The following is a 17,172-nucleotide window of genomic DNA, read 5'->3' as shown; positions in this document are numbered from 1 at the left end:
CGCCGCCCTTTCGCCCGGAAGGTGCGGCGGCTTTTTTTACAACTGTCCGGTTCTGAAAATCTCAAGCAATGCGGACAGGACGGAATTGACCGCGACAGAGGCCAGGATCATCCCCATGATACGGCTGATGATCGCCGCTCCAGAGTGGCCAATCAGGCGAATGATCGGTTCCGCCAAGAGCATGAGAACAAAGGCAACAACCAGAACTGAAAGCATGACCAGCGCGGTAATCCCTTGATCTGCTGCACTATATCGATGGTTGTCTGTCAGGATGACGACGGCCAGCATCGCCCCGGGTGAGGCCAGAGACGGAACGGCAAGAGGGAAGATTGCAGGGTTTTGCTTGTGATACTTGTCTTCCTGATCTTCTTCGGCCTGACGTTGTTCAATTTCCTGTTTGCTCTCGCCGAAGATCATCGTCAGTGCAAAAAGAAACAGTATGATACCCCCAGCCACCTGAAACGAATTCAGACCGATATCCAGCGCTTCGATCAGCAATTGCCCGAACACAAGAAAAAACAGCAAAACGCCTGCGCTTATAAGGGCGGCTAACAGGGCCGTTTTCCGCCGGGCCGCAGCAGTAAGACCGGCGGTGACGGCGATAAAAACCGGAATTGTGCCAATCGGGTCAATGACGACCCAAAGCGTCACAAAATGCTCAAGCAGATTATTCAATACCCATCCCTCCTTAAATCTGTACGGAAGGTAAACGGGTTTGTCTCAAATAGCTACAATCAGGCGCAATGTGCCTGTTCCGCCTGCGCCATGGCTTCCGCAGTGGCGTCCAGCGCCAGCAGGATTGAAGCATGGCGGTTCTTATAGTCCCGCGCTGGCATCAGAACCTTGAGACCGTCGAAGGGCGCGTCCGGAGCGGGGCCATCCTTTTTCAACATCGCAGCAAGCTGATCGCGCGCCGCTTCGACCTGTGCACGCGTCGCGCCAATGATTGCGTCGCCAACCAACGAAGCGGACGCCTGACCCAACGCACAGGCCTTCACGTCCTGTCCAAAGGCACTGACGCGACCATCCTGAACGTTCAGATCAACCGTCACTGTAGAGCCGCATAGAGGTGCGCGTTTCTTGACCGTTGCATCCGGGTTTTCCAGCCGATCCAGATGCGGGATGTCCGCCGCCAGCGCCAGAATGCGTCCGGAATACAGCTTAATCAGGTCGTTCTCGCCGCTCATGGCTTTCCCTCGTCGTGTGTTCCTCATACATAGTGACCAGCCAACCGGATGCAAAAGGTTTTTGTCATGTCTGACCCCGTCGCGTTTGATCCATCGACTCTGAAATATAACGAGGCGGGACTGATTCCGGCAATTGCGCAGGATGAGGTGTCAGGTGAAGTTCTGATGATGGCATGGATGAATGCGCAGGCCATTGAAAAGACATTGGAAACGGGCAGGGTGACCTATTGGTCACGCTCGCGTCAGTCTTTCTGGATCAAGGGCGAAACCTCGGGTCATGTGCAGAAACTGGTGGACTTCCGCATCGATTGTGACCGCGATTGCCTGTTGGTTCTGGTGCGTCAAACCGGTGCTGCCTGTCACACCAAACGCCGGACGTGCTTTTACACCGCGGTGCGGGACGGGACCGAAACCGAACTGATGGCTCCGATGGAGTAACGGAGCAAGATCAAAGCCCCACCATATGGCGGATGTCAGCCGGGTTGGCACCTTCGGCCCGATATTTCGAAATCGCACGTGCGTCGTCCCGTTTGGCCAGTCGTTTGCCCGCGTCATCGCGGATCAGATCGTGGTGGAAATACTCGGGTGTAGGCAGGTTCAACAGCGCCTGAAGCAGAACATGAATCCGGGTGGCTTCGAACAGATCCCGACCGCGAACCACACGGGTGATCCCTTGAGCTGCGTCGTCAAGAACGACGGACAAATGGTAGGACGTACCCATGTCACGGCGGGAAAGTACAACATCGCCGATATTTGTTGCCATTTCATCCGGGGTGAATGTGACAGTTCCTGTTTCGCCATCGGGACCTGAGCCCAGTTCCGAGAATTGGAATTTGGCAGGATCTCGGATTGCTCGACAGGCTTTGGCAACGTCCAGTCGCAGCGCCTGGTTTCGCGGATGATGGATTCGGCTTAAGTCTTTGGCTTGGTTAGCATTTCGACATGTTCCGGGATATACTATTCCATCTGGTCCAAGCAAGGGCGCGCCTTCTTGGGGGGCGCTTGCGGCGGCAGCAATATCTTTGCGGTTACAGACGCAGGGATACAGAAGACCCCTTTTCCACAACCGATCCAACGCTCGATCATAGATACTCAGCCGATCTGATTGACGCAAAACCGGTTTCGGCCAGGTCAGCCCCAACCATTTGAGGTCATCGTAGATCTGATCCTCCCAATGCCGACGCGAGCGGGACTGATCGATATCTTCGATGCGCAGCAAGAACTGTCCATTTTCGGATCTGGCCATGTCGCTGGCGATCATCGCAGAATAGGCGTGCCCAAGGTGAAGTGGACCGGTCGGGGATGGCGCGAAACGCGTTACGAAAGTCACGCTTTTTCTAATACATACACGTCAGAGTTAAGGTTGATACCGGGCAAGTGTGGCCCGTATTCACGAAATAGAAAACGTGCTGCCCCCATGTCGACCCAATCCGTCAGTCGGCAGGTGAATTTGTGATCTGCCAGCGCATGATCGTTCAAGGAATACGCAAGCAACCCACCTTTGGGCAAGGCGTGCATCAACAGGTCGAATGTCTCGGGTGGCGCCGCGCCCTGGCCGATGACACCAATGGCCGTGATCACCGAATACGCGTCGCGCCTGAGCAGGGCTGGCTTGGTGATGTCAAAACCGGTCAGGGTTCGGTAAACACCCTTGGCCTCTGCCTCTTCCAGCATTTTGGGGGTAGGATCGATACCATCGATGACTTCAAATCCCGCCGCCCGCAAGGCGAGACCGGAAAGCCCGGTTCCACAGCCGAAATCCAGAATTGGCGTTTGGGGGTGAGGGTGGAATTTCCACAAAGCCGCGGCCACCCGCCCCGGGGTTGCATATCCCTGTTCCGCGACCTCTTTTTCGTAGGTCGCAGCCCAGTTCTGATAGTGCGTTTCAGTGTCTTTGGGCGTGTCGAGATTGTAGGTGTTGTCCAGGAACTTGTCGCTCATCCCGGCATGCTAGGCCGATAGCATGTCGCGCGTCCAGTCAGCATTGGTCCAACCATGTTTGCCATTCTGCCTTGGCGCGATCGGTATAGGCTTTGTACCGGTCCCTCCGGCCCCGCCGCCCGCCTTTCAGGCCGTCGACGGGGCGGAATAGGCCGAAGTTTACGTTCATCGGTTGAAACGTCTTGGCTTCGGCCCCTCCGGTAATGTGATGGATCAACGCACCCATTGCACTGTCTTTGGGTACTTCGGGCAATTCACACCCCAGTATTTCCGCGGCGGCCGTGCGACCGGCAAGCAATCCCATCGCGGCACTTTCAACATAACCTTCGACGCCCGTAATCTGGCCGGCAAAGCGGATGTTGGGCTTGGATTTCAACCGCATCTGTGCATCGAGCAGGGTGGGAGAGTTGATGAACGTGTTGCGGTGAATGCCGCCGAGACGAGCAAAACTGGCGTTTTCCAGACCGGGGATCCTGCGGAACACGTCGGTCTGGGCTCCGTATTTCATCTTGGTCTGAAACCCTACGATGTTGAACAATGTGCCCAATGCGTTATCGCGCCGCAACTGAACCACGGCATGGGGTTTGACATCAGGCGCATGAGGATTTGTCAGTCCTACCGGCTTCATCGGACCGTGGCGCAAGGTCTCGCGTCCGCGTTCGGCCATGACTTCAATTGGAAGACAGCCATCAAAATAACCTGCAGTTTCACCCTCGTGAAACTCGGTTTTGTCCGCAGCCAGAAGGGCGTCTATGAAAGCTTCGTATTGATCACGGTCCATCGGGCAGTTCAGATAAGCCGTGCGTTCTTCCTCGGTCTCACCTTTGTCGTACCGGGATTGCATCCAAGCTTTGCTCATGTCGATGCTGTCGGTGTAGACAATCGGCGCGATTGCATCGAAAAATGCCAGCGCGTCAGATCCTGTCTCGGCCCGGATTGCTTCCCCCAGTGCAGGTGAGGTCAACGGACCGGTCGCAAAGATCCACTGTCCATCGTCGGGAAGGGCGGTCACTTCTTCGTCGGTAATCGTCACACGCGGATGTGCGCGGAGTTTTGCGGTGACATCTTCGGCAAAGCGATCGCGGTCCACGGCGAGCGCACCACCGGCTGGCAGGCGATGTGCATGGGCTGTGGTCATGATCAACCCATTGGCGGCACGCATTTCCCAGTGCAGCAGACCCACGGCATTTTGTTCATCGTCATCTGATCGGAAAGAGTTTGAACACACCATTTCCGCCAGGTTTCCGGTTTGATGTGCAAAAGTGCCAACAGTGGGGCGCATTTCATGAATGATCACGTCAACGCCCATTTCAGCGGCTTGCCAGGCCGCTTCGGACCCAGCCATTCCACCGCCAACGATATGCAAAACTTGTGTCATGTGCAGCCACATAGGGCACCGCACACACAGGCGCAACTGCCGTATTTTTTATGACTGTTTCAGAGGGAGGGTCTTGGGGTCGCCGCTGCGGGAATGTCAGCGCTGGTGAGAGAGACCAGCTGGAGGGACCTTCCGCCCACGGCGACCCAAAAGTGTACTGAGGCCTTAGCCTCGACCCAGCTTTGCCACAGAGTTGCCCTTTTGGAAAGTGCTAAAATGAAAACAGTGGCAAAAAATGTTCAAAACAATTGCGTCATTGGGTCCAATTCGGGGGGCGCTTTTCAATAAAGGCGGAAATGCCTTCTTCTGTATCGCGGTACAACATATTCTGCGCCATTGCGTCTCCGGTATAGCCATAAGCCTGATCCAAAGGCATTTGCAGCTGTTGATAGAACGCTTCTTTCCCGATCTTCACGGCCACGCCAAGCTTGGATGCGACCAGTTCCGCCAACCCGTTGGCTTCTTGTTCCAGCAGCGTTTCCGGAACGACACGATTTACCAGACCCAACTCGGCGGCGCGTTCCGCTGAGATGAACTCGCCGGTGGTCAGCATTTCAAAGGCCTGCTTTCTGGGAATATTTCGGCTGAGCGCCACCATCGGCGTGGAACAGAAAAGGCCGATATTGACTCCGTTGACGCCAAACCGTGTCCCTTCCGCAGCCACCGCCATGTCACAGGTTGCAACCAACTGACACCCAGCGGCGGTCGCAATGCCATGGATTTGCGCGATAACAGGTTGAGGCAGGGATTGGATGGACATCATCATCCGGGCGCAGCGGGAAAAGAGGTCCTGAAAGTATGTCTTGCCGCCATCTTCTGATTGGCGTCCGGCGGTCATCTGTTTCAGATCATGCCCGGCACAAAACGCCTTTCCTGCCCCCGACAGGACCACGGCCCGGATCGAGCTGTCCTCGCGCAGTGCATCAAGTTCGGCCTGCAATGCAGCCAGCATCTCATCACTCAGCGCGTTCAGCCGGTCCGGTGCGTTCATCTTAAGTCTTGCAACCGCGCCAGTGTCGTTACGTTCCAGAATTGTCATCTTGCCCTCCGATCCCAAGTTGGGCCAACTCTAGGTCGGCAAGAGCAGGAGGGGAAGTATGGCTTTAGAAATGAACCGAGACGAACTGTCACAATACCTCAAAGAGGTGTTCCCTCAGGTGCGCAAGGATTTCGTCGTCGAAGACTTGACCGAAGACACCATCACCATGCGCCTTGTGGTTCAGGACCAACACCTGCGCCCCGGAGGCACGGTATCAGGCCCGTCCATGTTCGGGCTGGCCGATGTCAGTGTCTATGCGATGGTTCTTGCGCGTAAGGGGCGTCAGTCATTGGCCGTTACAACCAACAGCTCATTTGATTTCCTGCGCAAACCGGAAGGCGGCGCCGATATGATTGCGGCCTGTCGTCTGTTGAAGCTGGGAAAGACACTGGCCGTTGGGGATGTGCTTTTGTACTCGGATGGCGGCGATCTTCCGGTTGCGCGGGCAACGATGACCTATTCCCTGCCGCCAGCACGGTCCGCTGCCGCGAATTTCGGATAAAAAAGGCCGGGGACAGGCCCCGGCCCAGGAAGAGGTCCCAATAATTGGGACTGGGGATCAGTCAAGGCTGCCAGAAAAAGCGCTTTGTTTCCCGGCCGGCCTGATGGCGGGTCAGCCCGACGTCCTGCAGCAAACGGTCATCCAGATAGCCCAGATTGACACGACTGCGGCGACGGCGTTCCCATTGAGTGACCGCCGCCGCAAACCGCACGGCCAGAGCAGCGAGCAGAGGCAGCCGTGGGCTGTCGTTCAGCAGCAGAAGGGCGGGGGTGTGCATTGTGCGTGTCATCTCAGAAATCCTTTCAAATTGTATTGACACAAAACAGTACCATTTGGTACATAGGTTTGATACATTCAGAATTGTGCCAAAGGCAAAGGAAGAATTGTAATGGATACAATTTGGCCGGACGCTCTGCCAAAATCCAAGGGTCCCAAATATACATTGGTTGCTGACGCGATACGGAAAGCTATTGATGACAAGACATTGGATGTCGGTGCTAAGCTTCCCCCGGTGCGCGAACTGGCTTACCGGTTGCAAATCACACCTGGTACAGTCGCACGGGCCTACACGATCCTGACCGATGAGGGCTTGCTCCACGCCGAGGTTGGGCGTGGTACATTTGTAGCCCCGCCAAAATCTCCGATTCTGGACGATGTCTGGGCCAGGCAACTGTATATGAAGGATGACAAATACAACGCCAACGTCAGTTTGTTCAGCCCACGCCTGCCGGATGCAGGGCAGGTCGCGCTTATCCGGGAATGCCTGCAAAAGGTTGCGCAAGCTGACCCTGGGCTTTTTCTGAATTACCCCACGCGGGACGCATACAAACCCATGAGGCAATCAGTTGTGGATTGGTTGTCAGATTTGCCACTGGGTCCGCTCTCACATGATGACATCGTTTTGACCCATGGCGGCCAGAACGGATTGTGTCTGGTGTTTCAGACCATCCTACGCGGACCCAGACCGATTGTGCTGGTCGAAGACCTCTCTTACGCCGGGTTTCGCCGGGCCGGGGAGTTGATGCGCGCCGAAGTCATCGGAATCAAAATGGACAAATGGGGCATTGATCCTGAGTCCATGGAGCATGTTTTGCGACAAACCAATGCTCAGGCCATCTGCGTTTCGCCAGAGGTTCAGAACCCCACCGGGGTTCACACGCCGTTGGAACGCCGGAAAGAGGTGGTGGACGTCGCGCGGCGTTACGACCTTCAAATCATAGAAGACGATTGCTATCGCATGGGAGAGGCGCGAGAACCCAGTTATCGTGCGCTTGCTCCGGAACGCGGATGGCACGTTTCATCAATTTCAAAGATCCTCACCCCGGCTTTGCGCGTGGGTTTTGCCATTGCCCCAAAGGATCGCAGCGTCGATCTGCGTCGATCTGCCGAATATGGGTATTTTGGCCTTGCCCAGCCGCTGGCCGAGCTCACGCGGTTGCTGCTGTCGGATCCGCGTACCCGTCAAATTGCCCAGGATGTACGCAAGCGGATGGGCGACTACGTTCGGATCACTGTCAATGCGCTGGGGGGGTTTGATCTGAACTGGGCTCCGGACGTGCCCTTTGTCTGGCTGAACCTGCCGTCAGGTTGGCGCTCTGCTGCGTTCAGCCGTGCGGCAGAACGGGAAGGTATACAACTCAGATCGGCGGATGAATTTGCCCTGCGCGATGGCCGGGCACCAAACGCAGTACGCATCGCAATGAATGGGCATGTTTCGCTGGAACGGTTCGAGGATGCAATGCTGAGGTTGCGCGCTTTGCTGGACAATCCGCCTGAACAGATCAGCGTCTAGCATTCAGGTCAGCGGGGGCGGATCGCCAAAGAATCCGGCCAGATGGGCGATCTTTCCATCTTCGTCCAATCGAATGAAATCATGCCCGGCCACCATGATTGCGCCGTCGGGCGCCACCATATGCCACGTGAAGTGAACGACATCGTGGTGCGAAACCGGACTGCTGGTGATTTCGACGCGCCCATTCGAGCTTTCAAGTATCTCTCCGATATGAGCATTCAACCGCTCACGCCCCGAAACATCAGCTGTTGGATCCACATATCGACCGTTTTCCGCAAAACAATGCGCCAAGAACTCAAGCCGTTTTCCTGAGGATTTTTCCTGCCAGGCGGCACCGTAGCTTTCAATTGTGTGCATTAAATCCTGCATGCAACTCTCCGTGGCTTGACGCGATCAAGTCTGATCTAGTGTATCAGAGTGTTGAAATTAGGAGAATTCCAATTCAGAAATATGGGGTAAAATAATACCTATTTTGCAAGTTGTTGTTTTAATTATATTTAATTAGCATTGGGTCGCTTGACGTGGCAATCATGGGTGTCTAGATACGCATCCATCGAATTCGGGCCGCTCCGCTGGGGCGGTCTTTCACATCAAACAGGACTATCCTGCCATGAAAACCTTTTCTGCAACACCTGCAGACATCGACAAGAAATGGATCCTGATCGACGCCGAGGGCGTTGTTCTGGGTCGTCTTGCCTCGATCGTCGCCATGCGCCTGCGTGGCAAGCACAAAGCGTCGTTCACCCCGAACATGGACATGGGCGACAACGTCATCGTGATCAACGCTGACAAAATCCAGATGACCGGCAAGAAGCGCGAAGAAAACTTCTACTGGCACACGGGTCATCCGGGTGGCATCAAGTCGCGGACCAAGCAGCAGATCCTCGAAGGCAAACACCCTGAGCGCGTCGTGACCCAAGCCGTCAAACGCATGCTGCCAGGCAACCGCCTGTCGCGTCAGATTATGACCAACCTGCGCGTTTATGCCGGTGCCGAGCATCCCCATGAGGCGCAAGCGCCCGAAGTTCTGGATGTTGCATCCATGAACAAGAAAAACACCCGGAGCTAATGACCATGGCTGATCAGATCAATACTCTCGAAGAGCTGGGCGCCGTCGCAGGCGTTGAGGTTGTGGCCGAAGAAGTCATCGTGCGTGAACCCGTACGTGACGAGCTGGGTCGTTCGTATGCCACCGGCAAGCGTAAAGACGCTGTTGCCCGCGTCTGGATCAAACCCGGCTCCGGCAAGGTTACCGTGAATGGCAAGGACCAGGACAAGTATTTTGCACGTCCCGTTCTGCAACTGATCCTGCGCCAGCCGTTCCAGGTTGCTGGTGTTGAAGGTGAGTTCGACGTCGTTGCAACCGTCAAAGGCGGTGGCCTGACCGGTCAGGCCGGTGCGGTCAAGCACGGCATCTCGAAAGCGCTGCAACTGTACGATCCCAACCTGCGTGGCGCTCTGAAAACGGCCGGCTTCCTGACCCGTGACAGCCGCGTTGTGGAACGTAAGAAATTCGGCAAGCGCAAAGCCCGCCGTTCCTTCCAGTTCTCCAAGCGTTAATTCGCCGGGAAAAACCAATAAGAAAGGGCTCGCACATGCGAGCCCTTTTTTGCTTTGCTTTGTCTATGAACTTATTCTTCGTAGACAAGTTTCCACGCGCCGTTTTCAACGACATTGACGAAAACCGTATCCGCCCCCTGGTGATCGTCCGGGCCATAGGAAATATGGTTGCCGACCAGGTCATCCTGATAGTCCAGTGACTCCATCGCTTCGATAAAGCTGTCATGTGTCAGGTCAGGGCCCGCGGCCTCTATTGCTTTGACCATCATTTCAGCAGCGGAATAGCCCAACATGGCGAATCCAACCGGGTCTTCGCCCGTGGCGGCCTTGTATTCTTCGATAAATGCCGCCGGGGCAGGTTGATCCGCACGCGCCCAAAGATCCTGCCACGACGCTGCTGCATAGAATCCATCGGTCACTCCACCGGGAACCTGTGCCACAACAGTCAGGAAACTGGCCGAAGTGCCGAGGAACTTCATGTCCGTCAGGCCCATCTTCTTGGCCGTGCCAACTACGGTGATCGCCTGCCTTACCCCAAGCGCCATGGTGACGATATCGCAGCCCTCTTCCTTGAGCTTGCTGAGCGATCCGACAAAATCCGTCTCATCCGGCTTGTGGGTTGTTTCAGATCCAAAAGCGATACCGGCTTCTTCGGCTCCGGCCTTGCTGCCTTCCAGGATTTCCTCACCGAAATCTGTTGGCAGATACATGGTGCAAACCGACTTTGATCCGAATTCGCCGGCCAGATATTTCACGCCAATACGCGCCTGATCGAAATAGGTCGAGAAGGACGTGAATTTGTTCCGCATCGGTTCCTGCAACATCTGACGCGCAGCAGTCAGAGGCGCAACATTGGGAATGCCCTTGGGATCCAACAACTTGAACCCCGCCATGTTCATCGGCGTGCCCAGCGATTGCAGCATCGCGAACACCTTGTCGCGGTTCAGCAGCTTGTTGTAGCCCTGCATCGCACGCGGCATCTGATAGCCGTTGTCCTCGACCACATAGCGGATCTTGCGCCCGTGAATGCCACCGGCTTCGTTCACTCGGTCGAATACCACGTTGGCACCCTTGGTCGCCGGAACACCCACTGCGGCAAAGATGCCGCTCAGGTCGTTGACGGAACCAATGACTATCTCGTCGTCCGTAACGCCCTGTGTCTGAGCCGAGCCGATGCTTGCTGAGGCGGTCAACGCCGTGGCTGCGGCCAGCCATTTGAGTGACTTCTTCATCTTTCTCCTCCCGAAAACTCTTTGCCTAAGTGTACATGTCTTCAATCAGATGTCCGTGTTTCTTTTCCACCAGACCGCGTTTCAGTTTCATCGTGGCGGTAAGCTCGTCATCTTCGGCGGTCAGCAAAACGTCGATCAAGCGAAAATCCTTGATCTGTTCAACTCTTGCAAACTTCGCATTGACGGTTTCGACTTCGGAACCGATCAGATCCCTGATTTCGGACGCGGCACAAAGCGAGGCAAAGTTCGAGAATGGGATCTTCTGGTCTTGCGCATATTTCTCGACGTTTTCCTGATCGATCATGATCAACGCCGTGAGGTATTTACGCTTGTCACCAATGATAACCGCGTCCGAGATGTAATGGCTGAACTTCAGCCGGCTCTCGATTTCGGCCGGGGTGATGTTCTTGCCACCGGCGGTGATGATGATGTCTTTCAACCTGCCGGTGATGGTAACGAACCCGTCCTTGTCGATACGTCCCATATCGCCGGTGCGCAGCCAGCCATCGGCGGTAAAGCTTTCCGCCGTCTTTGCGTTATTGCGCCAATAGCCCTGAAAGATGTTCATGCCCTTGAGCTGAATTTCACCTTCGTCCGAGATACGGATATCGCACCCCGGGACGACCTTTCCGATGGTTCCGATCTTGTTGCTTTCAACGGTGTTGAGTGTCGCAAGGCCGGACGTTTCGGTCATGCCGAAGCCCTCGACGATCGGCACTCCGATGGCCCAGTACCATTTCAACAAATCCGCCGAGATAGGGGCAGCACCCGTGCCACCCCGGCGCAGCTTGTCCAAGCCCAGCATCCGGCGCAAATTCTTCAGAACCAACTGATCCCAAAACCAGAACCGGGCCGCGATGGCGGCGGGAACGGGTTTTCCCGAACTCACGTATTCGGCCCGGCGCGCGCCGGCCTTCAGGGCAAGACCGTATGCCATTCGACCCAGCGACGTTGCATCCTGCGCCATGATTTGCACATGCGCATAGATCTTTTCCCAAACTCTAGGTACTGCCGTGAAGGTCGAAGGCGAGACCTCTTGCAGATTTGCAAAAACCGTCTCGGGGCTTTCCGCGAAGTTCACGGTGCAGCGGGCGGCCAGCGGGAAATAGACAGATACGTCGCGTTCCAGAATATGACAGAGCGGCAGAAAACACAGCTGTTCGTCACTGGCCTGCGTTGGCAATGACCAGGCACCGGCCTCAATGCCAGCCAGGATGTTTTCATGGCTTAGCATCGCACCCTTGGGTTGGCCGGTGGTGCCGGATGTGTAAACCAGCAAAGCTGTGTCCTGAGGTTTAGCCTGCGCGATTTCGGCTTCGAACCGTCCCGGATCTTCGGTTTCGACCTGCTGGCCCAAAGCGTAAAGATCGTCGATCATCATGCAGCGTGGATGGGTCAGGTCATGCAAGCCTTCGCCCTCCAGTATGATCACCTTGACCAGGTCCGGAACTTGACTCTCGACTTCCAGAAACTTGTCCAGATGTTCTTCGTCCTCGACGATCAGGAACTTGCTGCCACTGTCATTGACCAGATATTGCAACTGATTGGCAGAATCCGTGGTGTAGACGCCAGAAGAAATGCCACCGACGCACTGAATGCCCATGTCGAACCACATCCATTCCTTGCGGTCCTCGGACAGGATTGAAACAACGTCTTCGCGTTCCAAACCCAGCTTTCGCAGGGCGAGCCCGATCCACTTGGCGTGCCGCCAGTAGTCGGCCCAGGAATATGACTTCCAGATGCCCAAGTCCTTTTCACGATGGGCTGTTCGATCCCCCAGTTCCGCACAACGGCTTTTAAACAGCGCACTGATGGTTGTGTACCCATCCACACGCAACGGGCGTTGTCCGGGGGTTGTATTAAGTTCAATGCCGTTGATCCTGATCTGCGGGGCGAGGGGCGTTGCATCCATCTTGCTTACCTCCACGTCTTTTTGCGTTTCCACCGGCGGTTTTCGCGCGCGCCTTCTTCCCGCACGCCTAGATAGAAGTTCTGGATATCCTCGGACTTCAGTAACTCATCCGCAGCGCCGTCCATGACGATGCGTCCAACCTCCATCACGTAACCATGATGCGCCAGTTCCAATGCTGCATTGGCGTTCTGCTCGACCAGCAGCATTGTCATATGCTGTTCTTCGTTCAGACGTTTCAGAATGCCGAATATCTCTTGTACCAGTAGCGGCGACAGACCCAGTGACGGTTCATCCAGCAGCATGATGCGGGGGCGGGCCATCAGCCCACGTCCGATCGCCAGCATCTGTTGTTGCCCACCTGACAGGGTGCCGGCCTCTTGCGTGCGGCGATCTTTCAGAACAGGGAAATAACTGAAAACAAGGTCGCGGTCCTGGGCGATCTGCGCTTTGTCCGAGCGAGTATACGCTCCGAGGCTCAGGTTTTCATCGACGGTTAGTAGAGGAAATACCTCGCGCCCTTCGGGCACATGCACAATCCCGCGCTGGACGACTGTATGCGGCTCAGCCCCCTGAATGTCGTCGCCATCAAAGGTAATCGTGCCCTTTTCCGGGTCCATCACACCCGAGACGGTTTTCATCAATGTCGTTTTACCTGCACCATTTGCGCCAAGGATCGAGGCAATCGTTCCTTCGTGAACGTCCAGCGAAACACCGCGAATGGCCATTATCGGGCCATAAAAACTTTCGACATTTCGGATTTTCAGGATTGGCAGGCTCATGAGGCTTTCCCCAGATAAGCTTTAATCACCGCCGGGTGCGATTGAACTTCGGCCGGGCTTCCAAGCGCCAGTTTAGCACCATCTGCCATGGCCAGAACCCGGTCTGACACGCCGGAGACCAACCCCATGTCATGTTCTACCATCAAAACGGTGATACCCATCTGTCGTCGGATATCATCGATCCACCAACGCATGTCTGTTGTCTCTTCGACGGACAACCCCGAGGCCGGCTCATCCAGCAGCAGCAATTTGGGGTCGGTTGCCAAAGCGCGGGCAACTTCAACCACTTTGCGTACGCCGTAGGGAAGCCCCGATATCATCTTGCCGCGATAGGCTTGCAGGTCGAGAAAGTCGATGATCCGTTCGACTTTCTCGCGGTTTTCCAGTTCCTGTTGCTTTGCGGAAGGGGTGAACAGAATCTCGGAAATCAGGTTTGTCCTGCGGTGGCGGTGCCGCCCGACCAGCAGGTTTTGCAGAACTGTGGCGTGTTCGAACAGTTCGATATTCTGAAAGGTCCGCGCAACACCATAGGCGGCGACGCCGGACGGCTTGACCTGAAGCAGATCGTGACCGTCAAACTGGATCGCTCCTTCAAAAGGATCGTAGAACCGGGAAATCAGGTTGAAAACAGTGGACTTGCCCGCACCGTTTGGGCCGACAATGGCAAAAACCTCACCTTCCCGAACATCAAATGACAGGTCATCCACCGCCGTCAGACCGCCGAATTTCAGAGTGACGTTTTCAAACTTCAGCAAGCTCATCTCAGACGTTCCGTTTTGAGATAGGATTTTTGACGTTTGAACATGTCCTTTCGATAGAACGGGAACAATTCGAACCATGTACGGATCTTAAGCCAGCGGCCGTAAATCCCCATCGGTTCGAACAGGATGAACGCGATCAGGATCATTCCGAAGATGCCGAACTCCAATCCCGGAATGGCCACCGTATTGCCACCGAACAGGGCCCCGGCATATTCTTTTGAGATCGACAAAAACTGCGGCAGGAACCCGATCACGATCGCGCCCAGAAACGCGCCGTGGATCGACCCAAGCCCACCGATCACGATCATCATCAACAATTGGATCGAGATCAGAACACTGAAGGTTTCGTTGTTGAACGCTCCGGCAAACAGCCCCATCAGTGCCCCGGCCCAGCCCGTAACGGCACAGGACAGGGCGAAAGAGATCATCTTTGTCCGCGCGATATCGATTCCCATCGCCTGGGCCGAAACCTCAGAGTCGCGTACCGCGATGAAGCTGCGCCCCAAAGGCGCGCGCAGCAGGTTGATATATCCGAGTGTGACCAGCACGGCGACGGTCAGGACCAGCCAGAAAAATTGATCGGGCGTTCCCCAGCGGTCAACCAGATGGCCGAAGATTTCGACCCCGCCGACATATTTGCCCGCCACGCCTCCGGTGATAGGTTCGGACAGTACGATGACGTCATCCATCAGGATGGAAAGCGCCATAGTGAAGATGGCCAGATAGATTCCGTGCAGCCGCAGGGCAGGGATCGCGACCGTCACGCCCGCTATCCCGGTCAGAATGCCGGCCAGCGGGAACGCTACCAGAAAGGGCACCCCTGCTTCGATCAGGGCAACGTTGGCATAGCAGCCAAAAGCCAGAAAGGCCGCGTGGCCCAGACTGACTTGCCCCGTGTGCCCGGTCAGGATCATCAGGCCCAACCCGGCAATAGCCCAAATCAGGACGTTGGTCAGCTCACCCAGATAAAACTCATCAAGCCACCAGGGGGCTGCGGCAACAACTGTCAGAAGGATCAGATACAGGACAAGCTGATAGCGGTCTTTCCATGGATGGATATCCTGCATGTAGCCTGTTTTGAAGACGATCCGCATGGCTCAGACCTTTTTGACCCGAACCTGACTGAACAACCCGTTGGGTCGAAAGATCAGCACGGCAAGCAGCAGGGCGTATGGCGCGATCTGGCTGTAACCCGCCGCGATATAGCGGCTGGCAAAAGGTTCGATCACCCCGACTATAAGTCCACCAGCCAACGCACCGGGCAGGCTTCCGAACCCGCCGATGACGGCGGCGGCAAATGCCTTGATGCCCAGCAATCCGGTTGTCGGATCCACCGCACCCTTGGCGGCGAACAGAATGCCCGCAATCCCCGCAACGACTCCGGCCAGCGCCCAGATGAATCCCTGGACCCGCTTGACAGGCACGCCCATGTAATAAGCTGCCAGCTGGTTTTGCGACGCCCCCTGCATCCCAAGGCCAAGTTTGGTGCGGTTGAAAAAGACGTAAAGGCCCCATGTCAGCAGGATGGTCACGACGATTACGGCAACATCTTCCATACCCAGCACAAGGCCTCCAAAGCGCACCTCTCTGCCCGCAAGCGGGTTCTGCAGCGTTTGCGGTTCGTGCCCCCAGATCAACCCGGCCGCAAAGCGGATCACAAAGCCAAGGGCGATGGTCAGGATAACAACGGCGGTCTGGCTTTCGCCAAAAAGACGTCGGATGATCAGGCGATCCAAAAGATAGCCCAATGCACCCATGATCCCCAATGACATCGGCAAGGCCAGCCAGAACGGCAGACCCATGTACTCGGTGTTGGTCAGGCCGATGGTCACAAAGGCCCCCAGCATCATGAAATCACCTTGGGCGAAATTCACCGCCTCGGTCGCCTTGTAGATCAGAACAAAGCCAAGCGCGATCAGGCCATAGACACATCCGTTTGCCAGTCCGCTGATCAGCAGCTGTGCGTTATCCAAGCTGTCCTCCCTCGACCGGTTTGCCGGCGTCGCGTTCCGCCCGCGCCCGTCGTCCGGTAACGCAGGTTTGTTCTACTATGGCGTGACAATCACCTTGCCGTCACTCTTTTTCAGCGCATCTGCCAGATTTGGCACAAGATTTTTCAGCCTAAGATGTTCTGAAACATCCGTTTTCCAACGCCCGTCGGCAAACCGGGCCTGAACCTCGGCCACGACGCGCATCTGATCAGCGGGCGGGGTCGACATCATCCAGTTCGTCAGCCAGAAGCCTTCGATCCGCTTGCTCATAAAGATCAGTTGACCGGTCTGAGTCAGCGTCGGCGCCTCGGTTGACAGCTTGCCATAACTGATCCAGCGCGCCCGGTTGGGCATTACGCAGAACAGTTGTTCAGACAACTGGTCCGTCACGGCATCCAGAAACACGCGCGGTTTCAGATGCGCGCTCAGATCCGCAAACTTTGTGACAACGTCTTCATCGGTTGTCACCAGCACTTTGGCCGCACCAAGGTCTTTCAACATCTCTACCGTCTCGGCCCGGCGCACCAAAGCGATCGGCTTCAACCCCAGATCGCGGCCAAGGCTGCACATAAGCTTGCCCAATTGGCTGGTCGCGGCTGATACGACAAAGGCATCGCCGTCAGCTTTGGCCATATCCACCATGGCCATCGCCGTCATTGGATTAACGATCTGAGCAGCCCCATCATCGTCCGAGATATCAGGGCGCAGAGGGATGCACATCTGCATCTGTGTAACGACAAATTCCGCCCAGGCCCCTGATCCGGCGGCGACAAACGCGACGCGTTGCCCTTGCAGGGCCTCGGCGCCCTTGCCGACGGCGACGACGTCTCCGCAACCTTCAAATCCGGCGGGCGAACCCTTGATCCTTGGCTGTCCGTATTCACCTTTGATGAAGTGCAAATCTGACGGATTGACCGAAGCTGCGCGCAACCGGATTAGCACCTGACCGGGGCCGGGTTTTGGTGTTGGAACTTCTGCTTCTTCCAACCAGCCAGCGGCATTTTCAATGGCCGGTCCGGTGGCCGTGCCGGAGTACCCGTCATGTTTCAGGATTGCGGCGAACATAGTCTGGGGCAGGTCGGTCATCGGGTCATCCTC

General features: G+C 56.0%; 20 protein-coding genes. 5 read left to right on the top strand and 15 right to left on the bottom strand.

Going from position 1 to position 17,172, the window contains the following annotated elements; all coding sequences use genetic code 11:
* Positions 1-36: 36 nt before the first annotated feature.
* Complete coding sequence (locus AC2FEB_RS02640; RefSeq protein WP_496673113.1) at positions 37-675, bottom strand: MarC family protein; 639 nt, start codon at positions 673-675, stop codon at positions 37-39.
* A gap of 59 nt (positions 676-734) precedes the next feature.
* Positions 735-1,187, bottom strand: coding sequence for an iron-sulfur cluster assembly scaffold protein (locus AC2FEB_RS02635; RefSeq protein ID WP_117868999.1), 453 nt, complete (start codon positions 1,185-1,187; stop codon positions 735-737).
* Between the two features lie 48 nt (positions 1,188-1,235).
* On the opposite strand from AC2FEB_RS02635, the gene hisI reads away from it, so the two are divergent.
* The gene (gene hisI, locus AC2FEB_RS02630; RefSeq protein WP_496673116.1) at positions 1,236-1,625 is read left to right on the top strand and encodes a phosphoribosyl-AMP cyclohydrolase; all 390 of its coding nucleotides are present in this window, start codon (positions 1,236-1,238) and stop codon (positions 1,623-1,625) included.
* 10 nt (positions 1,626-1,635) lie between these two features.
* On the opposite strand, the gene gluQRS is transcribed toward hisI, so the two are convergent.
* The 4 genes from gluQRS to AC2FEB_RS02610 form a co-directional block, all read right to left on the bottom strand.
* Positions 1,636-2,517 carry a tRNA glutamyl-Q(34) synthetase GluQRS gene (gene gluQRS / locus AC2FEB_RS02625; protein ID WP_496673119.1) on the bottom strand — a complete coding sequence of 294 codons (882 nt, stop codon included), beginning with the start codon at positions 2,515-2,517 and terminating at the stop codon, positions 1,636-1,638.
* On the bottom strand, positions 2,514-3,128 hold the full coding sequence (locus AC2FEB_RS02620) for a class I SAM-dependent DNA methyltransferase (RefSeq protein WP_496883830.1): 615 nt from the start codon (positions 3,126-3,128) through the stop codon (positions 2,514-2,516). The genes gluQRS and AC2FEB_RS02620 overlap by 4 nt, the downstream gene beginning before the upstream one ends.
* Before the next feature lie 37 nt (positions 3,129-3,165).
* Complete coding sequence (gene trmFO / locus AC2FEB_RS02615) at positions 3,166-4,506, bottom strand: methylenetetrahydrofolate--tRNA-(uracil(54)-C(5))-methyltransferase (FADH(2)-oxidizing) TrmFO (RefSeq protein WP_496673125.1); 1,341 nt, start codon at positions 4,504-4,506, stop codon at positions 3,166-3,168.
* 253 nt (positions 4,507-4,759) lie between these two features.
* Positions 4,760-5,545, bottom strand: a complete 786-nt coding sequence (locus tag AC2FEB_RS02610) for an enoyl-CoA hydratase (protein WP_496673127.1) — start codon at positions 5,543-5,545, stop codon at positions 4,760-4,762.
* A gap of 58 nt (positions 5,546-5,603) precedes the next feature.
* Between AC2FEB_RS02610 and AC2FEB_RS02605 the strand changes: the two genes are divergently transcribed.
* Positions 5,604-6,047, top strand: a complete 444-nt coding sequence (locus AC2FEB_RS02605) for a PaaI family thioesterase (protein ID WP_496673130.1) — start codon at positions 5,604-5,606, stop codon at positions 6,045-6,047.
* 61 nt (positions 6,048-6,108) lie between these two features.
* On the opposite strand, the gene AC2FEB_RS02600 is transcribed toward AC2FEB_RS02605, so the two are convergent.
* Positions 6,109-6,336 (bottom strand): DUF1127 domain-containing protein, encoded by a 228-nt coding sequence (locus AC2FEB_RS02600; protein ID WP_117868993.1) that lies wholly within the window; start codon positions 6,334-6,336, stop codon positions 6,109-6,111.
* 99 nt (positions 6,337-6,435) lie between these two features.
* Here AC2FEB_RS02600 and AC2FEB_RS02595 point away from each other — a divergent pair, with 99 nt between their 5' ends.
* Positions 6,436-7,839 (top strand): aminotransferase-like domain-containing protein, encoded by a 1,404-nt coding sequence (locus AC2FEB_RS02595; protein WP_496673133.1) that lies wholly within the window; start codon positions 6,436-6,438, stop codon positions 7,837-7,839.
* A 3-nt stretch (positions 7,840-7,842) separates the two neighbouring features.
* On the opposite strand, the gene AC2FEB_RS02590 is transcribed toward AC2FEB_RS02595, so the two are convergent.
* Positions 7,843-8,208: a nuclear transport factor 2 family protein gene (locus AC2FEB_RS02590; protein WP_496673135.1), complete on the bottom strand. Its 366-nt coding sequence runs from the start codon at positions 8,206-8,208 to the stop codon at positions 7,843-7,845.
* A 241-nt stretch (positions 8,209-8,449) separates the two neighbouring features.
* Here AC2FEB_RS02590 and rplM point away from each other — a divergent pair, with 241 nt between their 5' ends.
* Both rplM and rpsI read left to right on the top strand, forming a co-directional pair.
* Complete coding sequence (gene rplM / locus AC2FEB_RS02585) at positions 8,450-8,908, top strand: 50S ribosomal protein L13 (protein WP_117868990.1); 459 nt, start codon at positions 8,450-8,452, stop codon at positions 8,906-8,908.
* Positions 8,909-8,913: 5 nt separating this feature from the next.
* Positions 8,914-9,399, top strand: a complete 486-nt coding sequence (gene rpsI / locus AC2FEB_RS02580) for a 30S ribosomal protein S9 (protein WP_496673137.1) — start codon at positions 8,914-8,916, stop codon at positions 9,397-9,399.
* Positions 9,400-9,470: 71 nt separating this feature from the next.
* Here rpsI and AC2FEB_RS02575 read toward each other — a convergent pair whose 3' ends face one another.
* The 7 genes from AC2FEB_RS02575 to AC2FEB_RS02545 form a co-directional block, all read right to left on the bottom strand.
* Complete coding sequence (locus tag AC2FEB_RS02575) at positions 9,471-10,631, bottom strand: ABC transporter substrate-binding protein (protein ID WP_496673140.1); 1,161 nt, start codon at positions 10,629-10,631, stop codon at positions 9,471-9,473.
* A gap of 25 nt (positions 10,632-10,656) precedes the next feature.
* Positions 10,657-12,543, bottom strand: coding sequence for an AMP-dependent synthetase/ligase (locus AC2FEB_RS02570; RefSeq protein WP_496673143.1), 1,887 nt, complete (start codon positions 12,541-12,543; stop codon positions 10,657-10,659).
* 5 nt (positions 12,544-12,548) lie between these two features.
* Positions 12,549-13,322: an ABC transporter ATP-binding protein gene (locus AC2FEB_RS02565; RefSeq protein WP_496673146.1), complete on the bottom strand. Its 774-nt coding sequence runs from the start codon at positions 13,320-13,322 to the stop codon at positions 12,549-12,551.
* Positions 13,319-14,083 (bottom strand): ABC transporter ATP-binding protein, encoded by a 765-nt coding sequence (locus AC2FEB_RS02560; RefSeq protein WP_496673149.1) that lies wholly within the window; start codon positions 14,081-14,083, stop codon positions 13,319-13,321. Before AC2FEB_RS02560 ends, AC2FEB_RS02565 begins: the two co-directional genes overlap by 4 nt.
* The gene (locus tag AC2FEB_RS02555) at positions 14,080-15,177 is read right to left on the bottom strand and encodes a branched-chain amino acid ABC transporter permease (RefSeq protein ID WP_496673152.1); all 1,098 of its coding nucleotides are present in this window, start codon (positions 15,175-15,177) and stop codon (positions 14,080-14,082) included. Before AC2FEB_RS02555 ends, AC2FEB_RS02560 begins: the two co-directional genes overlap by 4 nt.
* Positions 15,178-15,180: 3 nt before the next feature.
* Complete coding sequence (locus AC2FEB_RS02550) at positions 15,181-16,056, bottom strand: branched-chain amino acid ABC transporter permease (RefSeq protein ID WP_299897000.1); 876 nt, start codon at positions 16,054-16,056, stop codon at positions 15,181-15,183.
* 75 nt (positions 16,057-16,131) lie between these two features.
* On the bottom strand, positions 16,132-17,160 hold the full coding sequence (locus AC2FEB_RS02545) for an alcohol dehydrogenase catalytic domain-containing protein (RefSeq protein WP_496673155.1): 1,029 nt from the start codon (positions 17,158-17,160) through the stop codon (positions 16,132-16,134).
* Positions 17,161-17,172: the final 12 nt, after the last annotated feature.

The organism is Ruegeria sp. YTSC106 (assembly GCF_059609765.1).
Note: the sequence above shows the minus strand (reverse complement) of the source record. Positions and strands in the feature narration are given on the sequence as shown.

Bases quoted from the DNA above. Each gene is read 5' to 3' on its own strand.
- hisI (WP_496673116.1), top strand. From the start codon at position 1,236: ATGCAAAAGGTTTTTGTCATGTCTGACCCCGTCGCGTTTGATCCATCG.
- AC2FEB_RS02590 (WP_496673135.1), bottom strand. From the start codon at position 8,208: ATGCAGGATTTAATGCACACAATTGAAAGCTACGGTGCCGCCTGGCAG.
- AC2FEB_RS02595 (WP_496673133.1), top strand. From the start codon at position 6,436: ATGGATACAATTTGGCCGGACGCTCTGCCAAAATCCAAGGGTCCCAAA.
- AC2FEB_RS02555 (WP_496673152.1), bottom strand. From the start codon at position 15,177: ATGCGGATCGTCTTCAAAACAGGCTACATGCAGGATATCCATCCATGG.
- rplM (WP_117868990.1), top strand. From the start codon at position 8,450: ATGAAAACCTTTTCTGCAACACCTGCAGACATCGACAAGAAATGGATC.
- AC2FEB_RS02575 (WP_496673140.1), bottom strand. From the start codon at position 10,631: ATGAAGAAGTCACTCAAATGGCTGGCCGCAGCCACGGCGTTGACCGCC.
- AC2FEB_RS02545 (WP_496673155.1), bottom strand. From the start codon at position 17,160: ATGACCGACCTGCCCCAGACTATGTTCGCCGCAATCCTGAAACATGAC.
- AC2FEB_RS02635 (WP_117868999.1), bottom strand. From the start codon at position 1,187: ATGAGCGGCGAGAACGACCTGATTAAGCTGTATTCCGGACGCATTCTG.
- AC2FEB_RS02565 (WP_496673146.1), bottom strand. From the start codon at position 13,322: ATGAGCCTGCCAATCCTGAAAATCCGAAATGTCGAAAGTTTTTATGGC.
- AC2FEB_RS02605 (WP_496673130.1), top strand. From the start codon at position 5,604: ATGGCTTTAGAAATGAACCGAGACGAACTGTCACAATACCTCAAAGAG.
- trmFO (WP_496673125.1), bottom strand. From the start codon at position 4,506: ATGACACAAGTTTTGCATATCGTTGGCGGTGGAATGGCTGGGTCCGAA.
- AC2FEB_RS02570 (WP_496673143.1), bottom strand. From the start codon at position 12,543: ATGGATGCAACGCCCCTCGCCCCGCAGATCAGGATCAACGGCATTGAA.
- AC2FEB_RS02600 (WP_117868993.1), bottom strand. From the start codon at position 6,336: ATGACACGCACAATGCACACCCCCGCCCTTCTGCTGCTGAACGACAGC.
- AC2FEB_RS02560 (WP_496673149.1), bottom strand. From the start codon at position 14,083: ATGAGCTTGCTGAAGTTTGAAAACGTCACTCTGAAATTCGGCGGTCTG.
- rpsI (WP_496673137.1), top strand. From the start codon at position 8,914: ATGGCTGATCAGATCAATACTCTCGAAGAGCTGGGCGCCGTCGCAGGC.
- AC2FEB_RS02620 (WP_496883830.1), bottom strand. From the start codon at position 3,128: ATGAGCGACAAGTTCCTGGACAACACCTACAATCTCGACACGCCCAAA.
- AC2FEB_RS02610 (WP_496673127.1), bottom strand. From the start codon at position 5,545: ATGACAATTCTGGAACGTAACGACACTGGCGCGGTTGCAAGACTTAAG.